Consider the following 18,093-nt stretch of genomic DNA (forward strand, 5'->3'; position numbering starts at 1 on the left):
CCAACTGCGGGGCTGGGCAGGGGTGTTCCAGCCAGTGAGGCTCAAGCGCCTGCTCCGGCCGCTCCAGCTGATCAGGCCGTGAACCCCGTCGCGCGGTAGCCGTCGCCTGAGCCGCGGCGAGTAGGCGCCACCCCTGCCCGAGGAACCAGGGTCAGTTCTCCCCGAACGCCTCAAGGATCCGTTCCGCCGCCAGTGTCGCCGTCAATTCGCCGTCTCTGACCTGCTGTTCGAGGCGGGGCGCCAGGGCGCGTACGCCGGGGTCGGCGTGGAGTCGGCCGAGGAGTTCGTCGCGGACCATGTTCCACGTCCAGTCGACCTGCTGGTCCCGGCGCTTGGCGGCGAGCCGCCCGGTGGAGTCCAGCAGTGTGCGGTGCTGTTCCAGGCGCTCCCACACGGCGTCCAGGCCGGTCGACTCCCGGGCGCTGCAACTGAGCACCGGCGGCGTCCAGAACGCGTCCTTGCCGTGCATCAGCCGCAGTGCGCCGGCCAACTCCCGTGCCGCCGCCTGCGCGTCCCGCTGGTGCGGGCCGTCCGCCTTGTTGACGGCGATCACGTCGGCCAGCTCCAGGACGCCCTTCTTGATGCCCTGGAGCTGGTCGCCGGTGCGGGCGAGGGAGAGGAGCAGGAAGGAGTCGACCATGTTGGCCACGGCGGTCTCGGACTGGCCGACCCCGACCGTCTCGACGAGGATCACGTCGTAACCGGCCGCCTCCATCACCACCATGGACTCGCGGGTGGCCTTGGCGACGCCGCCGAGCGTGCCCGCGCTGGGGGAGGGCCGCACGAACGCCGCCGGGTCCACGGCGAGGCGTTCCATCCGGGTCTTGTCGCCCAGGATGGAGCCGCCGGTCCGGCTCGACGACGGGTCGACGGCGAGCACGGCGACCCGATGCCCGCGCGAGGTCAGCATGGTGCCGAACGCGTCGATGAACGTCGACTTGCCGACCCCCGGCACCCCGCTGACGCCGATCCGCCGGGCCCGGCCGCTGTGCGGGAGCAGCTCGGTGAGCAGCTCCTGCGCCAGCGCCCGGTGCCGGGGCCGGGTCGACTCGACGAGCGTGATGGCGCGGGCGACGAGCGCACGCTTGCCGTCGAGCACACCCTTCACATACGCGTCGACATCGATCACAGGTCGTGCCCGAGGTCGTGCGACAACCGCTTGACCAGGTCGTACGCCGCGTCCGGGATCACCGTCCCCGGGGGGAAGACGGCCGCCGCGCCCATCTCCAGGAGCGTGGGCACGTCCTGCGGCGGGATCACCCCGCCGACCACGATCATGATGTCCTCGCGCCCCTCCTCGGCCAGCTGCTCCTTGAGCGCCGGTACGAGGGTGAGATGGCCGGCGGCCAGCGAGGAGACGCCGACGATGTGCACGTCCGCCTCGACCGCCTGGCGGGCGACCTCGGCCGGCGTCTGGAACAGGGGGCCGACGTCGACGTCGAAGCCGAGGTCGGCGAAGGCGGTGGCGATGACCTTCTGGCCGCGGTCATGGCCGTCCTGGCCCATCTTGGCGACCAGGATGCGGGGGCGGCGGCCCTCCTCCTCGGCGAAGTCGGAGACCAGGGCGCGGGTGCGGTCCACGGACGGGGACTCGCCGGCTTCGTTGCGGTACACGCCGGAGATCGTACGGATCTGGCTCGCGTGCCGCCCGTACACCTTCTCCAGGGCGTCGGAGATCTCCCCGACGGTGGCCTTGGCGCGGGCCGCGTTCACGGCCAGCTCCAGCAGGTTGCCCTCGCCGCCGGCGGCCCGGGTGAGCGCGTCCAGCGAGTCCTGGCAGGCCTGCTCGTCGCGCTCCGCGCGCAGCCGCCGCAGCTTGGCGATCTGCTGGGTGCGCACCGAGGAGTTGTCGACCTTGAGGACGTCGATCTGCTCGTCGGTCTCGACGCGGTACTTGTTGACGCCGATCACCGGCTGGCGCCCGGAGTCGATACGCGCCTGGGTGCGCGCCGCGGCCTCCTCGATGCGCAGCTTCGGGATGCCCGCGTCGATGGCCTTGGCCATGCCGCCGGCCTGCTCGACCTCCTGGATGTGCTGCCAGGCCCGACGCGCGAGGTCGTACGTCAGCTTCTCCACGTACGCGCTGCCGCCCCACGGGTCGATGACCCGGGTCGTGCCGGACTCCTGCTGGAGCAGCAGCTGGGTGTTGCGGGCGATGCGCGCCGAGAAGTCGGTGGGCAACGCGAGTGCCTCGTCGAGGGCGTTGGTGTGCAGCGACTGGGTGTGGCCCTGGGTCGCCGCCATCGCCTCGACGCAGGTGCGCGTGACGTTGTTGAACACGTCCTGCGCGGTCAGCGACCAGCCGGAGGTCTGCGAATGGGTGCGCAGGGACAGCGACTTGGGGTTCTGCGGGTCGAACTGCCTCACCAGCTTCGCCCACAGCAGGCGGGCCGCGCGGAGCTTGGCGATCTCCATGAAGAAGTTCATGCCGATCGCCCAGAAGAACGACAGCCTGGGCGCGAACGCGTCCACGTCCAGGCCGACTTCGCGTCCCGCACGGATGTACTCGACCCCGTCCGCGAGGGTGTACGCCAGCTCCAGATCGGCCGTCGCGCCGGCCTCCTGGATGTGGTAGCCGGAGATGGAGATCGAGTTGTAGCGCGGCATCCGCTGCGAGGTGAACGCGAAGATGTCGGAGATGATCCGCATCGACGGCTTCGGCGGATAGATGTAGGTGTTGCGGACCATGAACTCCTTGAGGATGTCGTTCTGGATGGTCCCGGCCAACTTCTCCGGCGGTACGCCCTGTTCCTCCGCCGCCACGATGTACAGCGCCAGCACCGGCAGCACGGCGCCGTTCATCGTCATCGACACGGACATCTTGTCGAGGGGGATGCCGTCGAAGAGCTGCCGCATGTCGAGAATCGAGTCGATGGCCACGCCCGCCATGCCGACGTCACCCGTCACACGCGGGTGGTCGCTGTCGTAACCGCGGTGCGTGGGCAGGTCGAACGCGACCGACAGGCCCTTCTGGCCGGCCGCGAGATTGCGCCGGTAGAAGGCGTTGGACTCCTCGGCGGTGGAGAACCCCGCGTACTGGCGGATCGTCCAGGGCTGGTTGACGTACATCGTCGGGTACGGGCCGCGCAGATACGGCGCCGCGCCGGGCCGCGTGTCCAGGAAGTCCAGACCCTCGAGGTCCTGGCCGGTGTAGAGCGGCTTGACCGGGATGCCCTCGGGGGTCTCCCACAGCAGGTCGTCGCCGCCGGCCGCCTTCTTCAGCGCCGCCTGCCACTCGTCGGTGCCGCCGGCGAGGGCCGGGGTCCCCAGGTCGATCCCGGAGAAGTCGGGGATGGAGGGGGTCGTCATCGGGACACTCCCATGCGGTCGAGGGTGTCGGACAGGACGGCGACGGCGTCGCAGCCCGCGAAGACGTAACCGTCGACGCCGGCGTACCCCGCGGGCCGCCCGGCGAGGAACACATGCGAGGCGCCGGCGGCGGTCAGTTCGGCCGCCACGCTCTCCGCCCGCTCCTCGTACAGGGCGTCGCTGGAGCACAGGCAGGCCTCGGCGGCCCCGCTGTCCTCGAAGTCGCCCTCGGTGACGGGTTCGATGCCGCCCGCCTGGAAGAGGTTGGCCGCGAAGGTGAGCCGCGCGGTGTGGGCTGCGGCCGGGCCGAGGGCGGCCAGGAAGATCCGGGGCCGGGCGCCGGTCGCCGCCAGGTGGGCGTCGGAGCGGGCCCGCAGCGCCTCGAACGCCTCGTCGCGCCGGACCCGGGGCAGACCCCCGGTCGGCGGCTCGGGCGCCGGCTCGCGCACCACCGGCTTCTCGCCCAGGTGCGGGAACTCGCTGACGCCGGTGATCGGTTCGCGGCGTCCGGCGAGCTTCGCGCTGCGGGCGGCCCAGGTGGCGGCGAGCCGGTCGCGCAGCATCCCGGAGCCGAGAGCGGCCGCCTGACCGCCCGCCCCCTCGATCTCCTGGAAGAACTCCCAGCCCGCGTGGGCGAGTTCGTCGGTGAGCCGCTCCACGTACCAGGAGCCGCCCGCCGGGTCGATGACGCGGGCCAGGTGGGACTCCTCGATGAGGATCGTCGAGGTGTTGCGGGCGATGCGCCGGGCGAACGCGTCCGGCAGGCCGAGCGCGTGGTCGAAGGGCAGCACGGTGACGGACTCGGCGCCGCCCGCGCCGGCGGCCAGCGTGGCGATGGTCGCGCGCAGCATGTTCACCCACGGGTCGCGGCGCGTCATCATCACCGGCGAGGTCACCGCGTGCTGGAGCTGTGCTCCCGCCTCCGGTGCCCCGCACACCTCGGCGACGCGGGCCCACAGCCGGCGCGCGGCGCGCAGCTTGGCGATCGTCAGGAACTGGTCGGCGGTCGCCGCGTACCGGAACTCCAGCTGCGCGCAGGCCTGTTGGACGCTCAGTCCCGCCTCGGTCAGCCGACGCAGGTACGCCACACCGGTCGCAAGCGAGCTGCCCAGCTCCTCGGCGGCCGAGCCACCGGCCTCGTGGTACGGCAACGCGTCCACGGTCAGCGCCCGCAGCCCCGGGTACTCCTCGGCGCAGCGCCGGGCGAGGTGGGCGATGGGGGCGAAGTCGTGATCCTGCCCGGTCCGCGCCTGGTGCCCCAGCGGGTCGGCGCCCAGGTTGCCGCGCACCGCGTCCCGCGCGACCCCGCGCTCCTCGTACAGCCGGAGCACCTCCTGTGCGGCGGCCTCGACCTCCGGCCCCGCGTCGAGGACGAGGGGCGCCAGGTCCAGGTACACGCCGTCGAGGACGCGGGCCAGCGACGACACGGGGATGCCGCTCTCGCCGACCGCCAGCCACAGGGAGGTGACGCCGTTCTCCAGGTCGGCCAGGACCGCGGGGTTGTCGGCCGTGACATGGCGCTGCCGTACGTCCCAGCCGCCGACCGTGTTCCCTTCGGCACGGCCCGCCCGTACGAAGGGGGCGAAGCCGGGCAGGCCGGGCTCGGGCGCGGCGTCGAGCGCGGTGTACAGAGGCCGGGTGCGCAACCCGTCCTCCAGCGCGGTGGACAGGGCTTCCTCGGCCGCGGGGCCCTCGACGTCCTTGCCCGCCTTGCGCAGGACACCCGCCACGAGGCGCTGCCACTGCTCGTGGGGAACGTCAGGGAACTCACCGGCCAGCTCAAGCCCGTCGTCAGGCAGGACCGTCATGCGTCGGATGCTAGGGCAGCGGGCTCCAGCCGTAGCAGAGGATCGGCTGTGACGTTTCCCTCGCGCTGAATGTGACGCCGCCCACGCACCCGACGGGGGTGCCGAGAACGCGGTTGTTGCAACGAATCTGCGGCAACGGTGCGGGCCGCCGACTGGGTGATCGCAGGCAGGACATACCGCGCATACCGCCTCCGGGTGCCCGCGCGGTCAAGGAAACAGGCGGGGCGGCGAGGCTTGCGGACAGAAGGTGTCCGCAAGTGTCCGTAGCGTGGGTCCCATGACGAAGACGACGGCCCCCGTGCTCGACACCCGCGCCCTCAACCGCGCGACCCTCGACCGGCAGTTCCTTCTGCGCCGGGCCGAGCTCCCCGCGAAGGCGGCCGTCGAGCGGCTGCTCGGCCTCCAGGCGCAGAACGTCAAGCCGCCGTACTACGCGCTCGCCGCTCGTCTCCAGGGCTTCGCGCCCGAGGAGTTGTCGACGCTGATGGCCGATCGCGAGGTCGTCCGCATCGTCACCCTGCGCTCGACCATCCACACCCACACCGCCGACGACGCCCTCACCCTGCGCCCGCTGGTGCAGGGGGCCCGCGAGCGCGAACTCACCCAGTTCCGCAAGGGACTTCAGGGCGTCGACCTCGACCGCCTCGCCGCGCTCGCCCGGGACCTCGTCGAGGCCGAGCCGCGGACCATGAAGCAGCTGCGCGAGGAGCTCCTCACCGAGTGGCCGGACGCCGACCCGCAGGCCCTCGCGATCGCCGCCCGCTGTCGCCTCCCCCTCGTCCAGGTCACCCCGCGCGGACTGTGGGGGCGCAGCGGCCAGGTCGCCCTCACCACCGTCGAGCACTGGCTGGGCCGCTCGGCCGAGCCCGCGCCGGCCCCGGACGCCACCGTCCTGCGCTACCTCGCCGCCTTCGGGCCCGCCTCGGTCAAGGACATGCAGACCTGGGCCGGACTCACCCGCCTGAAGGACGCCTTCGAGCGCCTGCGCCCCCGGCTGCTGACCTTCCGCGACGAGCACGGCGTCGAACTCTTCGACCTCCCCGACGCCCCCCGCCCCGCCGCCGACACCCCGGCCCCGCCGCGCTTCCTGCCCGAGTTCGACAACCTCCTGCTGTCCCACGCCGACCGCACCCGCGTCATCCCGCCCGCGTACTGGGGCCGCAGCTGGGCGGGGAACATGGCCTACAGCACCCTGCTGGTCGACGGCTTCCTCGCCGGCGTCTGGAAGCTGACGGACACGGAACTCGTCGTCGAACCCTTCGGCGCACTCACCCGGGCCCAGCGGACCGAGGTCGCCGAGGAGGGCGCCCGGATGCTGGCCGTGCTGCACCCGGGGACCTCGTACGACATCCGGTTCGGGACCGTCGTCGGACAGCCCTGAGGCCGGGGCGTGGACAGGGGGCGTTGCGGGCCGCTCGTGGAGGCCCGCAACGCCCCCTGGTCTGTCACCTGAGGGGTGCTCAGGAGATCTTCGGGGTCATGAGTTGACCTGGGTGGTCACCAGGCTGGAGAAGGTGGTCAGCCGGGTGTAGACACCCGGGTAACCGGCCTGTGCGCAACCCTCGCCCCAAGAAGTGATCCCTGCCAGGACGCCCCCGATGAGCAGGGGACCGCCGCTGTCGCCCTGGCAGGTGTCTGTGCCGCCGGAGGTGTATCCGGCGCAAACCATGTCGGACGAGATGAAGTCCGAGCCGTAGCTGCTCGCGCAGCTGGAGTTGGAGACGATCGGCACGGTCGCCGTGCGCAGCTGGTTGGAGGAGCTGCCGCCCGCCGACGTGGTGCCCCAGCCGAGGATGCGGGCCGTGGTGCCGGCCGCGTACACGCTCGTCTGCGAGGAGGAGACGTACGACGCCGGGGTGTACGACATCGCCGTCGACAGGGTCAGCACGGCCACGTCGTCACCGTTGGTGGCGTCCGTGTAGGACGGGTGGATCCAGATCTTGCTGACCCGGCTGACCGTGCCGTTCGTGCCGTTGAGGTAGGTGCGGCCGCCGACGACCCGCACACTGCTGGTGGTCTCGCCGACCATGCAGTGGGCCGCCGTCACGACCTTGGTGGCGGAGACCAGGGTGCCGCCGCAGAACTGGTTCTGCGAGGCGTCCGTGATCTGCATGACGAAGGGGTACGCGGTCGTCGTGGTGGTCGTACCGCCGACGATGGGCTGGGGAGCGGCCACGGCGGTGGGGGCGCCGAGCAGCGCTGTCGCGGCGGCGGCAGCGGTCGCCGCGACGAGCGCGGCGGTCTTCCTGGCGCGGTTGAGCCCGAACAACATGAGTCTCCTCAGTGGGGGGTTGCCGGTGGGGGGTCGCGCGGGTGTGGGGGGTGGAGCACGGGGGTCGCGGGACCGACCCCCGTATGCCCGGGCGAGCGGCACGTTCATAAGCTAGAACCCGGAAGTTCCCCGTCCCAATGAGGGAACCCCCTAGGGGAGTTGGACAGGGATAACCCTCGGTGGGGCGGCGGCAAACCCGCGCGGGCAGTAAAACCCGCGCCCCCTCACTTCGTGCGGCGCCCCGCCGCCAGGCGGACGATGTCCACCCGCGAGCGGATGCCCAGCTTGCGGTAGACCCGGGTCAGGGTCGCCTCCACCGTCTTGACGCTGATGAACAGCCGGGCGGCTATCTCCCGGTTGGTCGCGCCCTCCATGACGAGGGCCGCGACCTGACGCTCCATCGAGGCCAGCCCCTCCAGCCCCTCCAGCGCGTCCGCCGGGGGCACGGGCGCGGGCGGTTCCGGCGCGACGGCCGGCTGGGCGGTCGCCGCCTCCACCTGGCGCAGCCAGGGCAGCGCCCGGCAGCGGCGGAAGAGCCGGGCCGCCTCGTCGTACGACGTCGAACCGGGCCGTTGCGGGCGCAGCCGGGCCAGCGCGAAGGCGGTGCGGGCCTCCTCCAGGCCGTAGCCGAGCTTGGCGAGCCGGTCCTGCACCGAGGTCAGCTGGGCGAGCGCGGCCTCGCGCTCGCCGCGCGCGGCCCGCAGCAGCGCCTCCGCGCGGTCCAGCACGGCCAGGACGCTCTCGCGGCCGAGCCGCAGCGCCTGTTCGCGGGTGACGTCGACGACGTCCTGTGCCTCGCGCAGTTCACCTGTGCGGACCAGGGCCTCGGCGAGGTCACCCTGCCAGCGGCCACGCGCGGGATCGGTGATGCCGAGCCCGTCCTCCAGCTCGCGCACCCGGCGCAGCGAGCGAACCGTCCCCTCGGCGTCCCCGGCGACCAGCTGGGCGTAGCCGAGGGCGGCCAGGGCGCGGGAGACGTACATCTGGTCGCCGTCGCGCTCGGCGTGCTCGACCGCCTCGTGGGCCAGCTCCAGGGCCCGCCCGACATCGCCGCCGGACGCCTCGCCGAGGGAGGTCAGCACGCAGGACGCGACCTCCCCGATGCCGGTGTCCCGGGCCAGCAGCAGGCTCTCCCGGGCGAGGTCGAGGGCGCGCCCGCAGTGCCCGGAGCGCAGTTCTGTCTCGGCGACCCCGCGCAGGAAGTGCACCTCGCTCTCGACCGAGCCGCGCCGCTGCACCTCGCGCAGCAGCGCCGTGACCGTGGCGCGGGCCTCGGACAGCTGGTCGCTCATGATCAGCCAGCGGAACCGGGAGTAGCCGGCCCCGTTGTGATGGCAGGCCACCCTCGGGTCCTGGGGTTCCTTCAGGGCGCGCTTGATGGTGGCGGGCGCGTCCGGGTGGCCCATCAGGGTCTCGATCTGGGCCTGGAAGGCGAGCGCCATCAGCTCGTTGTAGCGGTCGCCGGCCCGTTCGGCGAGCGCCGCCGAGTGCGCGGCCTCCTCGCGGGCCCGGTCGAAGTCGCCGTCGACGAGCAGGGCCCGCCAGGTCAGCTGGTAGTGGATCAGGGCCAGCAGCCGCGGGTCGTCCCCGGCGTCGGCGAGGGCCTGCGGGAAGACCGAGTCGACCTCCGTCATGGCGTGGCCGGCCGTGTCGATCACGATGATCCAGGCCCGCACCCGGTCCGCCGGCACGGTCGCCCGGGTCAGCACGTCCCGCGCGATGTCCCGGGCGAGGTCCAGCTCCCCGGCGGTGATCGCGTCCTCGGCGGCCTGGAGCCGGCGCGTGTCCGCAGCCGGACCGCCGTCGGCCGGGGTGTGCCGGGCGGCGAGCAGCCCGAGGGAGGCGGCGACCGAGGGGGCGCCGCGGTCCCGGGCGAGGGAGGCGGCCTCGGCGAGGCTGTCGGCGGTGTCCTGGTCGGTGCCGGTGGTGGCCAGGGCGAGGTGCCGGGCCCGTTCGATCGGGTCGGAGGCGGCCTTGGACAGCGCGGCGTGCGCGGCCCGCCGTTCGTGCGCGGGCGCCTCGGCGTACAGCGCGGCCGAGATCAGGGGATGCGCGAACCGTACGGCGGGACCCTCGGGGTCGGTGGCCAGCAGGCCCAGCGCGGCGGCCTGGGCGGTCTCCGCCTCGGCGTTCTCCCGGCCGGCCGCGCGCAGCAGGGCCGGGGTCGGGCGGGCGCCGGCGCTGGCCACCAGGAGGGTGCGGCGGGCCTCGTCCGAGAGCATCTCCAGGCGGTTGAGCACCAGGGTGCGCAGCGAGGTGGGTACCGGCAGCGGTTCGCCCGGGCGGGGCGGGGTGGGGTTCTCGTCCAGGGCGCGGCCGAGTTCCAGGGCGAAGAGCGGGTTGCCGCCGCTGGTGCGGTGGATGTCCCGGACGGTGGAGCGGGGCAGGCCGGTGTAGCCGCGGTGGCCGAGCAGCTCGGAGACCTGGGGGCGGGTCAGCGGGTTGACGCGCAGGGCGAGGGTGTCCGGCGGGGACGCGCGTAGATGACGGTCGTACTCCTGGCCCTCGGTCCGTACCGCGCACAGCATCCGCACCGGGGTGTCGCCGAGCCGGCGGGCGGCGAAGCCGAGCAGCTCGGAGCTGGCCGAGTCCAGCCACTGCACGTCGTCGGCGACGATCAGCACGGGTCCCTCGGCGGCCAGCGCGCGCAGCGCCGACAGCACGGCGAGCCGCAGGGCGAGGCCGTCGCGCTGGAGGGTGGACTCGCCGCGGCCGGTGAGGGCCGACTCCAGGGCGGTGAGCTGGGCCGCGGGAAGCTTGCCGGACACCTCGTCGAGGACCAGGCCGAGCAGGTCGGCGAGGGCGAGGAAGGGGAGGTGGGATTCGGACTCGGTGGCCGAGCAGCGCAACACGGTGCGGGCCGCGCCGCCGTTTTCCGCGGCCAAAGCCCGCAGGACGGTCGACTTTCCTATTCCGGCGGGGCCGTGCAGGAGCACGCTGCCGCCCCGGGCGAGCTGCTCCCGGGCCTGCCCGAACACCTCCTCCCGGCCGATGACCAGGTCGGGGCGGCATCTGGCAGGCTCCTTGAAGTCGCGTCGCACCGTCACCGCTCCCCTCTTGTGTCGTGTCCGGGCCAAATTCTAGGCAAGATCTCTTTGAAATTCGGACGGACGGCGTCGTGAGGGAAATAACAACCTTGCGGCATGGAGAAATACAAAGCACCGACGCATGAATGAAATGTCAACAGTGTGTTACGGCAACAGCCCCGTCCGGCGCGCCGCCACCACCGCCTCCCCACGGGTGTGCGCCCCCAGCTTCCGCATCGCCGAGCGCAGATAGCCCTTGACCGTCTCCGGCCGCAGGCCCAGCCGTTCGGCGGCCGCCGCGTTCGTCGCCCCCGCGGCCACACACGCCAGGACGTCCAGCTCACGAGGCGCGAGCCCGACCTCCTCTACGGGGGCCCGGGGTGCCAGCAGTCCGCAGGCGGCCAGCAGCTCGGCCCGCAGCGCCGGGTCGGTGATCCTCGGCGCCAGGGCGCGCAGGGCCGCGTGGGCCTCCCGCACCTGCTCCCGGGCCACGGGATCGGCCACCGCGGTCCGGGTCGCGGCGGCCCGGGCCGCACGGGACGCCTCCACCAGCCCGCGCGCCTCGTCCCGCACGACCAGCGCCTGCTCCACGTCCCGGGCCGCGGCCACCGCCGCGCTCAGCGTGCGGTCGCCGAGCGGCTGGACGGTGCGCAGGGCGCCGTACAGGACCCCGCGCACCCGGCGCCGTACGACCACGGGCACCGCCACGACCGACCGCAGCCCCTCGGCCGCGACCGGCAGGTCGTACTCATGGCTGATCTGCCGGGAGGCGGAGTAGTCCGTCACCGCGCACGGGCGGGCCAGGGCGACCGCCTTGCCGCCCAGCCCGTTGCCGGAGGTGACCGCGAGCGCGCGGAGCGCGGGGGTGGCCGTGCCGCTGAGTTCGCTGATGCGCATCTGCGGCCGCCCGGCCTCCACCAGCCCGCCGAACGCCACCGGCAGCCCGGTCGTCCGCCTCAGCCGTACGAGTGCGGTACGGATGTCCGCCGCGTCTGCCGCCACCTGTTCCGCCCCTTCCATGCGGCGCACACCCCCGTTCGGGGGTAGTGAGACCTGCATCACGGATTACACGATGGCAGAGAGCCGCCCGGCAATGGTCCGGCATGGAGGAGAGCAGAAGAGATGACGACGGCCGACTTCCGCAGCGCGCGGGACTTCCTGCTGGAGCACCGCGAGGACTACACCGCGGCCTGTGAGGGCTTCGCCTGGCCCCGCCCCGACCGCTTCAACTGGGCGCTCGACTGGTTCGACGTCATCGCCGAAGGGAACGACCGCACCGCCCTGCACATCGTGGAGGAGGACGGCGAGGAGGTACGGCTGTCCTTCGCCGAGCTGTCAGAGCGCTCGGACCGCGCCGCGAACTGGCTGCGCGCGCAGGGCGTGGGCGCGGAGGACCGCGTCCTCGTCATGCTCGGCAACCAGACCGAGCTGTGGGAGACCGCCCTCGCGGCGATGAAGCTCCGGGCCGTCGTCATCCCGGCCACCCCGCTGCTCGGCCCCGCCGACCTGCGCGACCGGGTCGAGCGCGGCCGCGTCCGGCACGTCCTGGTCCGGGCCGAGGACACGGCCAAGTTCGACGACGTGCCCGGCGGCTACACCCGGATCGCGGTCGGCGGCGCCCCCGAGGGGTGGCTGCGCTACGAGGACGCCTGTGCCGCCTCCCCGGACTTCGCGCCCGACGGCGAGACACGCGCCGACGACCCGCTGATGCTCTACTTCACCTCCGGCACCACCGCCCGCCCCAAACTGGTGGAGCACACCCACACCTCGTACCCGATCGGGCACTTGGCGACGATGTACTGGATCGGTCTGCGGCCCGGTGACGTGCATCTGAACATCTCCTCGCCGGGCTGGGCCAAGCACGCCTGGTCCAACCTCTTCGCGCCGTGGAACGCGGAGGCGACGGTCTTCATCCACAACTACACGCGGTTCGACGCGGGTCGGCTGATGGCGGAGATGGACCGGGCGGGGGTGACGACGTTCTGTGCCCCGCCGACGGTGTGGCGCATGCTCATCCAGGCCGACCTCGGCCAGCTGCGGACTCCGCCGCGTGAGGTGGTGGCGGCCGGGGAGCCGTTGAACCCGGAGGTGATCGAGCAGGTGCGGCAGGCGTGGGGGGTGACGATCCGGGACGGCTTCGGCCAGACCGAGACGGCCGTCCAGGTCGCCAACACCCCCGGCCAACCGCTGAAGACGGGCTCCATGGGCCGCCCCAGCCCCGGCTACACGGTGGAACTCCTCGACCCGGTCTCCGGGGCGCCGGGCGCCACCGAGGGCGAGATCGCGCTGGACCTGTCGGCCCGGCCGGTGGGTCTGATGACCGGATATCACGGCGATGCCGACCGTACGGCGGAGGCGATGGCCGGGGGTTATTACCGCACCGGGGACATCGCCTCGCGGGACGCGGACGGCTACCTCACGTATGTCGGGCGGGCGGACGACGTGTTCAAGGCGTCCGACTACAAGATCTCCCCGTTCGAGCTGGAGAGCGCGCTGCTGGAGCACGAGGCGGTGGCGGAGGCGGCGGTGGTGCCGGCGCCGGACGAATTGCGGCTTGCGGTGCCGAAGGCGTACGTGGTGCTGGCGCGGGGCTGGGAGCCGGGCCCAGACACCGCGAAGGTGCTCTTCGAGCACTCCCGGCAGGTCCTCGCCCCCTACAAGCGCATCCGCCGGCTGGAGTTCGCGCCGCTGCCCAAGACCGTCTCGGGCAAGATCCGCCGCATCGAGCTGCGCGAGGCCACGGCCGCGGGCTCGGACGCCGAGTACCGCGAGGAGGACTTCCGGTGACCACTTGGTCGTACAGCCACGGAACGAGCACGACGGCGCTGCTCGGCGGCACCATCGGCGCGAACCTGGACCGGGCCGTGGCGGCCTGGCCGGACCGCGAGGCACTGGTCGACATGCCGTCCGGTCGGCGCTGGACCTACGCCCAATTCGCCTCCGACGTGGACGAGTTGGCGTACGCGCTGCTCGCGAGCGGGGTCCTCAAGGGCGACCGGGTGGGCATCTGGGCGATCAACTGCCCCGAGTGGGTGCTGGTCCAGTACGCCACCGCCCGCATCGGCGCGATCATGGTCAACATCAACCCGGCCTACCGCACCCACGAGGTCGAGTACGTCCTCAACCAGGCCGGGATCTCCCTGCTGTTCGCGTCCCTGAGCCACAAGAGCAGCGACTACCGCGCGATGGTGGAGGAAGTGCGCGGCCGTTGCCCGCAGTTGCGGGAGACCGTGTTCATCGGGGACCCGAGCTGGGACGCGTTGCTCGCCCGCGGGGTGCCCGCGGAGTTCCCCGAGCTGTCCTGCGACGACCCCATCAACATCCAGTACACCTCGGGCACGACCGGGTTCCCCAAGGGGGCGACCCTCTCCCACCACAACATCCTCAACAACGGTTACTTCGTCGGGGAGATGATCTCCTACAGCGAGCGGGACCGGATCTGCGTGCCGGTGCCCTTCTACCACTGCTTCGGCATGGTCATGGGCAATCTCGCGGCCACCTCGCACGGCGCCTGCATCGTGATCCCGGCCCCGTCCTTCGACCCCGGGGCCACGCTGGAGGCGGTCCAACGAGAGCGCTGCACCTCCCTGTACGGCGTACCGACCATGTTCATCGCGGAGTTGAACCTGCCCGACTTCGCGACCTACGACCTCTCCTCACTGCGCACCGGGATCATGGCGGGCTCGCCCTGCCCGGTGGAGGTGATGAAGCGGGTGGTCGGCGAGATGAACATGGCCGAGGTGTCGATCTGCTACGGCATGACCGAGACCTCGCCCGTCTCCACGCAGACCCGGCGCGAGGACGACCTGGAGCACCGCACCGGCACGGTCGGCCGCGTCCTGCCGCATGTGGAGGTGAAGGTCGTCGACCCCGCCGGGGTGACCCAACCCCGGGGCGTGGCGGGGGAGTTGTGCACCCGCGGCTACAGCGTGATGCTCGGCTACTGGAACGAGCCCGAGAAGACCGCCGAGGCCGTCGACGCCGGCCGCTGGATGCACACCGGGGACCTCGCGGTGATGCGGGAGGACGGGTACGTCGAGATCGTCGGCCGCATCAAGGACATGATCATCCGGGGTGGCGAGAACATCTACCCCCGCGAGATCGAGGAGTTCCTCTACGCCCATCCGAAGATCGCGGACGTCCAGGTGGTCGGGGTCCCGCACGAGCGCTACGGCGAGGAGGTGCTCGCCTGCGTCATCCCGCGCGACCCGGCCGACCCCCCGACCCTGGAGGAGGTCCGGGCGTTCTGCGAGGGACGGCTGGCGCACTACAAGGTGCCGAGCCGGTTGCGGGTGCTGGAGTCGTTCCCGATGACGGTGTCCGGGAAGGTGCGCAAGATCGAGCTGCGCGAGACGTACGCGGCCGACTAGCCGCGACGCATGCACACCCTGGGCCACCGGTCGAGGCCGAGTTCAGCCTCGCGGGCGCGGATCCTCCGCAGCCCGGGGGTGAGTTCGGCCTCGCCCAGGACGCGGAAGCCGAGGCGCTCGTAGTACGGGGCGTTCCACGGGACCCCGGTGAAGGTGGTCAGCGTGAGACCGCTCAGCCCGTCCTCGCGGGCGCGCTCGTCGGCGTACGAGAGGAGGGTCCGGCCGATGCCGCGGCGCGCGAGGTCGGGGTGGACGGAGACCTGCTCGACGTGCAGGGCGCCGTCGACGGGCTCGGCGATCAGATAGCCCACCGGCCGAGCCCCCTCACCGGCGGCGACCCAGGCCCGGCCCGCCCGCCGGTACCGCTCCAGATCGGCGAGGGTCGGCGGATCGTCATCGGCGATCGCCTCCATGCCGAGGGCACGGAACGGGGTTCCGGCGGCACGCTCGATGTCCTGGAGGGCGGGCAGCTCGTCGGCGGCCGCGGGGCGGATACGCATGCCGCGAGTATGGCGGAGGGGGCGGGACTCCTCGCGGGGCCATGGAGCCCTGGGGCCATGGAGCCCCGGGTTGCTGTGGAGGCGCCCGCCCGCTCGCCCGTCCACCCTCGCCCCGCTGCCGGAGGCCTACGGCTCCGTCGCGTCCAGTTCGTCCGCCAAGGTGTTCACCGGCTGCGGGGTTCCCGTCAGGTCGAGGACGAACAGGGGGACCCGTAGCGAGTCGGCCACCGCTCGGGCCTCCGTGGCGTAGCCGGCGAGGGAGAAGTAGACGCAGGTCGCGGATTCGGTCATGGCGGTGAGCCACAGGCACTCCACGTCGCGTGCGGAGGCCGGGCGGACGGTGGGGTCGACCTGGGCGAGCAGGCCCCGGGCGGCGATGCCGACGCCGTTCGGCGGGCGCTGGTCCGCGCGGCGGATGTCGCGGTAGCCGAGCCAGCGCAGGTACAGCGCGGCGGCCGTCACCGCGTCGCGTGCCGTGCGGATCGTCACCGGCTGGAAGGCGCGCCGCGGGGTCGGTTCGACGCACCGGGACGGGGTGTCCGCCGCGACCGGGACGCGCAGCACCGTGCCGCACGGGCAGCCCAGCTCCGGACGCGGCCACTCGCCCTCGCGCCCGCAGGAGGCGCACCGCACGGTGACCCAGTCGTCCTCCCAGGAGCGGTGCGAGACCGCCGTGGCCGGCGCCCCCGGGTCCAGCCGCGGGAGGACGGGCGCTCCGCAGACGCACGGGTACTCCGGCGCCGTATAGAGGTGTTCGCGCCGGCAGACCGGGCAGCGCACCGCCACGCACTCGGACATGGACCCCATCGTCCTCCAGCGAGCCCCCGCCTGTCCGTCTCTTGACGACCTCCGGCTCCCCACTTACATTGCTTCCAGATAGTAGAAAAGACTTTCCGCAATACGGAAGTGTTCACACCGCGGGGCGCGACGGGAGCACACGTCCGACAGCCGAAGCAGGAGTACTCCATGGCTCGTATGACCGCTGCCCGCGCGGCAGTCGAGATCCTCAAGCGCGAGGGCGTCAGCAACGCGTTCGGTGTCCCCGGCGCGGCGATCAACCCCTTCTACGCGGCGCTCAAGGCCTCCGGCGGCATCCACCACACCCTGGCCCGCCACGTCGAGGGCGCCTCGCACATGGCCGAGGGCTACACCCGTACGCACCCGGGCAACATCGGTGTCTGCATCGGCACCTCCGGTCCGGCCGGCACCGACATGATCACCGGCCTGTACTCCGCGATCGGCGACTCCATCCCGATCCTGTGCATCACGGGCCAGGCCCCGACCGCCCTGCTCCACAAAGAGGACTTCCAGGCCGTCGACATCGCCTCCATCGCGCGGCCGGTCACGAAGATGGCCGTCACCGTACTGGAGGCCGCGCAGGTGCCCGGGGTCTTCCAGCAGGCCTTCCACCTCATGCGCTCCGGCCGTCCCGGGCCGGTCCTGATCGACCTGCCGATCGACGTCCAGCAGACCGAGATCGACTTCGACCCGGAGACGTACGAGCCGCTCCCCGTCTACAAGCCGGCCGCGACCCGCGCCCAGATCGAGAAGGCGCTGTCCTTCCTCCTGGAGTCCGAGCGTCCGCTGATCGTCGCCGGCGGCGGCATCATCAACGCCGACGCCTCCGACCTGCTGGTCGAGTTCGCGGAGATCACCAACACCCCGGTCGTGCCCACCCTGATGGGCTGGGGCACCATCCCGGACGACCACGAGCTGAACGCCGGCATGGTCGGCCAGCAGACCGGTCACCGCTACGGCAACGCCACGTTCCTGGAGTCGGACTTCGTCCTCGGCATCGGCAACCGCTGGGCCAACCGTCACACCGGCTACAAGCTGGACGTGTACCGCGAGGGCCGCACGTTCGTCCACGTCGACATCGAGCCGACCCAGATCGGCAAGATCTTCGCCCCGGACTACGGTATCGCCTCCGACGCCAAGGCCGCCCTGGAGCTGTTCGTCGAGGTCGCGCGCGAGCTCAAGGCGGCCGGCAGGCTGCCCGACCGCTCCGCCTGGGTCGCCTCGCACCTGGAACGCAAGGGCTCCATGCACCGCCGTACGCACTTCGACAACGTGCCGATGAAACCGCAGCGCGTCTACGAGGAGATGAACAAGGCGTTCGGGCCCGACACCCGCTACGTCACCACCATCGGCCTCTCCCAGATCGCCGGCGCGCAGATGCTGCACGTCTACAAGCCGCGCCACTGGATCAACTGCGGCCAGGCCGGCCCGCTCGGCTGGACCATCCCCGCGGCCCTCGGCGTCGCCACCGCCGACCCGGAGACCCCGGTCGTCGCGCTCTCCGGCGACTACGACTTCCAGTTCATGATCGAGGAGCTGGCGGTCGGCGCGCAGCACCGCATCCCGTACGTGCACGTCCTGGTCAACAACGCCTACCTGGGCCTGATCCGGCAGGCGCAGATCGGACTGGACATCAACTTCCAGGTGAACCTGGAGTTCGAGAACCAGAACTCGCCCGAGCTGGGCGTGTACGGCGTCGACCACGTCAAGGTCGCCGAGGGGCTGGGCTGCAAGGCCATCCGCGTCACCGAGCCCGACCAGCTCCTGCCGGCCTTCGAGGAGGCCAAGAAGCTGGCCGCGCAGTACCGGGTCCCGGTCGTCGTCGAGGCGATCCTGGAGCGGGTGACCAACATCTCGATGAGCCCGACCGCCGACATCAGCGCGGTCAAGGAGTTCGAGGAGATCGCGACCGAGCCGGGCCACGCGCCCACCGCGATCATCCCGATCACGGCCTGACCGGCCGCACCGCCACACCGCTCCACCGAAGGGGTGGTCCGACCGAGGGGGACG

The 18,093-nt window shown here is 72.2% G+C and carries 12 protein-coding genes; 4 read left to right on the top strand and 8 right to left on the bottom strand.

Annotated features, from left to right (window positions below; all coding sequences use genetic code 11):
• Positions 1-151: 151 nt before the first annotated feature.
• From meaB to ACH41F_RS09175, 3 genes are read right to left on the bottom strand one after another with little or no spacing between them, the layout of a single operon-like run.
• On the bottom strand, positions 152-1,129 hold the full coding sequence (gene meaB / locus ACH41F_RS09165) for a methylmalonyl Co-A mutase-associated GTPase MeaB (protein ID WP_391233993.1): 978 nt from the start codon (positions 1,127-1,129) through the stop codon (positions 152-154).
• A complete protein-coding gene (gene scpA, locus ACH41F_RS09170) occupies positions 1,126-3,309 on the bottom strand; it encodes a methylmalonyl-CoA mutase (RefSeq protein WP_391233994.1) in 2,184 nt (727 codons plus the stop codon). Before scpA ends, meaB begins: the two co-directional genes overlap by 4 nt.
• Positions 3,306-5,117, bottom strand: a complete 1,812-nt coding sequence (locus tag ACH41F_RS09175; RefSeq protein ID WP_398834049.1) for a methylmalonyl-CoA mutase family protein — start codon at positions 5,115-5,117, stop codon at positions 3,306-3,308. Before ACH41F_RS09175 ends, scpA begins: the two co-directional genes overlap by 4 nt.
• Before the next feature lie 277 nt (positions 5,118-5,394).
• Here ACH41F_RS09175 and ACH41F_RS09180 point away from each other — a divergent pair, with 277 nt between their 5' ends.
• Positions 5,395-6,498 carry a winged helix DNA-binding domain-containing protein gene (locus ACH41F_RS09180; protein ID WP_398834051.1) on the top strand — a complete coding sequence of 368 codons (1,104 nt, stop codon included), beginning with the start codon at positions 5,395-5,397 and terminating at the stop codon, positions 6,496-6,498.
• A gap of 96 nt (positions 6,499-6,594) precedes the next feature.
• On the opposite strand, the gene ACH41F_RS09185 is transcribed toward ACH41F_RS09180, so the two are convergent.
• The 3 genes from ACH41F_RS09185 to ACH41F_RS09195 form a co-directional block, all read right to left on the bottom strand.
• Positions 6,595-7,386 carry a trypsin-like serine protease gene (locus ACH41F_RS09185; protein WP_391244933.1) on the bottom strand — a complete coding sequence of 264 codons (792 nt, stop codon included), beginning with the start codon at positions 7,384-7,386 and terminating at the stop codon, positions 6,595-6,597.
• Positions 7,387-7,613: 227 nt separating this feature from the next.
• Positions 7,614-10,436, bottom strand: a complete 2,823-nt coding sequence (locus ACH41F_RS09190) for an AAA family ATPase (protein ID WP_391244845.1) — start codon at positions 10,434-10,436, stop codon at positions 7,614-7,616.
• 144 nt (positions 10,437-10,580) lie between these two features.
• On the bottom strand, positions 10,581-11,435 hold the full coding sequence (locus tag ACH41F_RS09195) for a LuxR C-terminal-related transcriptional regulator (RefSeq protein ID WP_391244848.1): 855 nt from the start codon (positions 11,433-11,435) through the stop codon (positions 10,581-10,583).
• Between the two features lie 102 nt (positions 11,436-11,537).
• On the opposite strand from ACH41F_RS09195, the gene ACH41F_RS09200 reads away from it, so the two are divergent.
• Positions 11,538-13,202 (top strand): AMP-binding protein, encoded by a 1,665-nt coding sequence (locus ACH41F_RS09200; RefSeq protein WP_391244851.1) that lies wholly within the window; start codon positions 11,538-11,540, stop codon positions 13,200-13,202.
• Entirely contained in the window at positions 13,199-14,785 is a 1,587-nt protein-coding gene (locus ACH41F_RS09205) for an AMP-binding protein (RefSeq protein WP_398834054.1), read from the top strand. The genes ACH41F_RS09200 and ACH41F_RS09205 overlap by 4 nt, the downstream gene beginning before the upstream one ends.
• Here the strand turns inward: ACH41F_RS09205 and ACH41F_RS09210 are convergent.
• Positions 14,782-15,285, bottom strand: coding sequence for a GNAT family N-acetyltransferase (locus ACH41F_RS09210; protein ID WP_391244856.1), 504 nt, complete (start codon positions 15,283-15,285; stop codon positions 14,782-14,784). The two genes, ACH41F_RS09205 and ACH41F_RS09210, sit on opposite strands and share 4 nt — an antisense overlap.
• Before the next feature lie 126 nt (positions 15,286-15,411).
• Positions 15,412-16,092: a hypothetical protein gene (locus ACH41F_RS09215; RefSeq protein WP_391244858.1), complete on the bottom strand. Its 681-nt coding sequence runs from the start codon at positions 16,090-16,092 to the stop codon at positions 15,412-15,414.
• A 159-nt stretch (positions 16,093-16,251) separates the two neighbouring features.
• On the opposite strand from ACH41F_RS09215, the gene gcl reads away from it, so the two are divergent.
• Complete coding sequence (gcl, locus tag ACH41F_RS09220; RefSeq protein WP_391244861.1) at positions 16,252-18,039, top strand: glyoxylate carboligase; 1,788 nt, start codon at positions 16,252-16,254, stop codon at positions 18,037-18,039.
• The last annotated feature ends 54 nt before the right edge of the window (positions 18,040-18,093 follow it).

Origin of the sequence: Streptomyces sp. NPDC020489 (genome assembly GCF_044386545.1) — a bacterium.
Lineage (GTDB): Bacteria > Actinomycetota > Actinomycetes > Streptomycetales > Streptomycetaceae > Streptomyces.

Excerpts from the sequence above, each read along its gene's own strand:
- ACH41F_RS09195 (WP_391244848.1), bottom strand. The coding sequence starts at position 11,435 with ATGGAAGGGGCGGAACAGGTGGCGGCAGACGCGGCGGACATCCGTACC.
- ACH41F_RS09180 (WP_398834051.1), top strand. The coding sequence starts at position 5,395 with ATGACGAAGACGACGGCCCCCGTGCTCGACACCCGCGCCCTCAACCGC.
- scpA (WP_391233994.1), bottom strand. The coding sequence starts at position 3,309 with ATGACGACCCCCTCCATCCCCGACTTCTCCGGGATCGACCTGGGGACC.
- ACH41F_RS09210 (WP_391244856.1), bottom strand. The coding sequence starts at position 15,285 with ATGCGTATCCGCCCCGCGGCCGCCGACGAGCTGCCCGCCCTCCAGGAC.
- gcl (WP_391244861.1), top strand. The coding sequence starts at position 16,252 with ATGGCTCGTATGACCGCTGCCCGCGCGGCAGTCGAGATCCTCAAGCGC.
- ACH41F_RS09200 (WP_391244851.1), top strand. The coding sequence starts at position 11,538 with ATGACGACGGCCGACTTCCGCAGCGCGCGGGACTTCCTGCTGGAGCAC.
- ACH41F_RS09175 (WP_398834049.1), bottom strand. The coding sequence starts at position 5,117 with ATGACGGTCCTGCCTGACGACGGGCTTGAGCTGGCCGGTGAGTTCCCT.
- ACH41F_RS09215 (WP_391244858.1), bottom strand. The coding sequence starts at position 16,092 with ATGGGGTCCATGTCCGAGTGCGTGGCGGTGCGCTGCCCGGTCTGCCGG.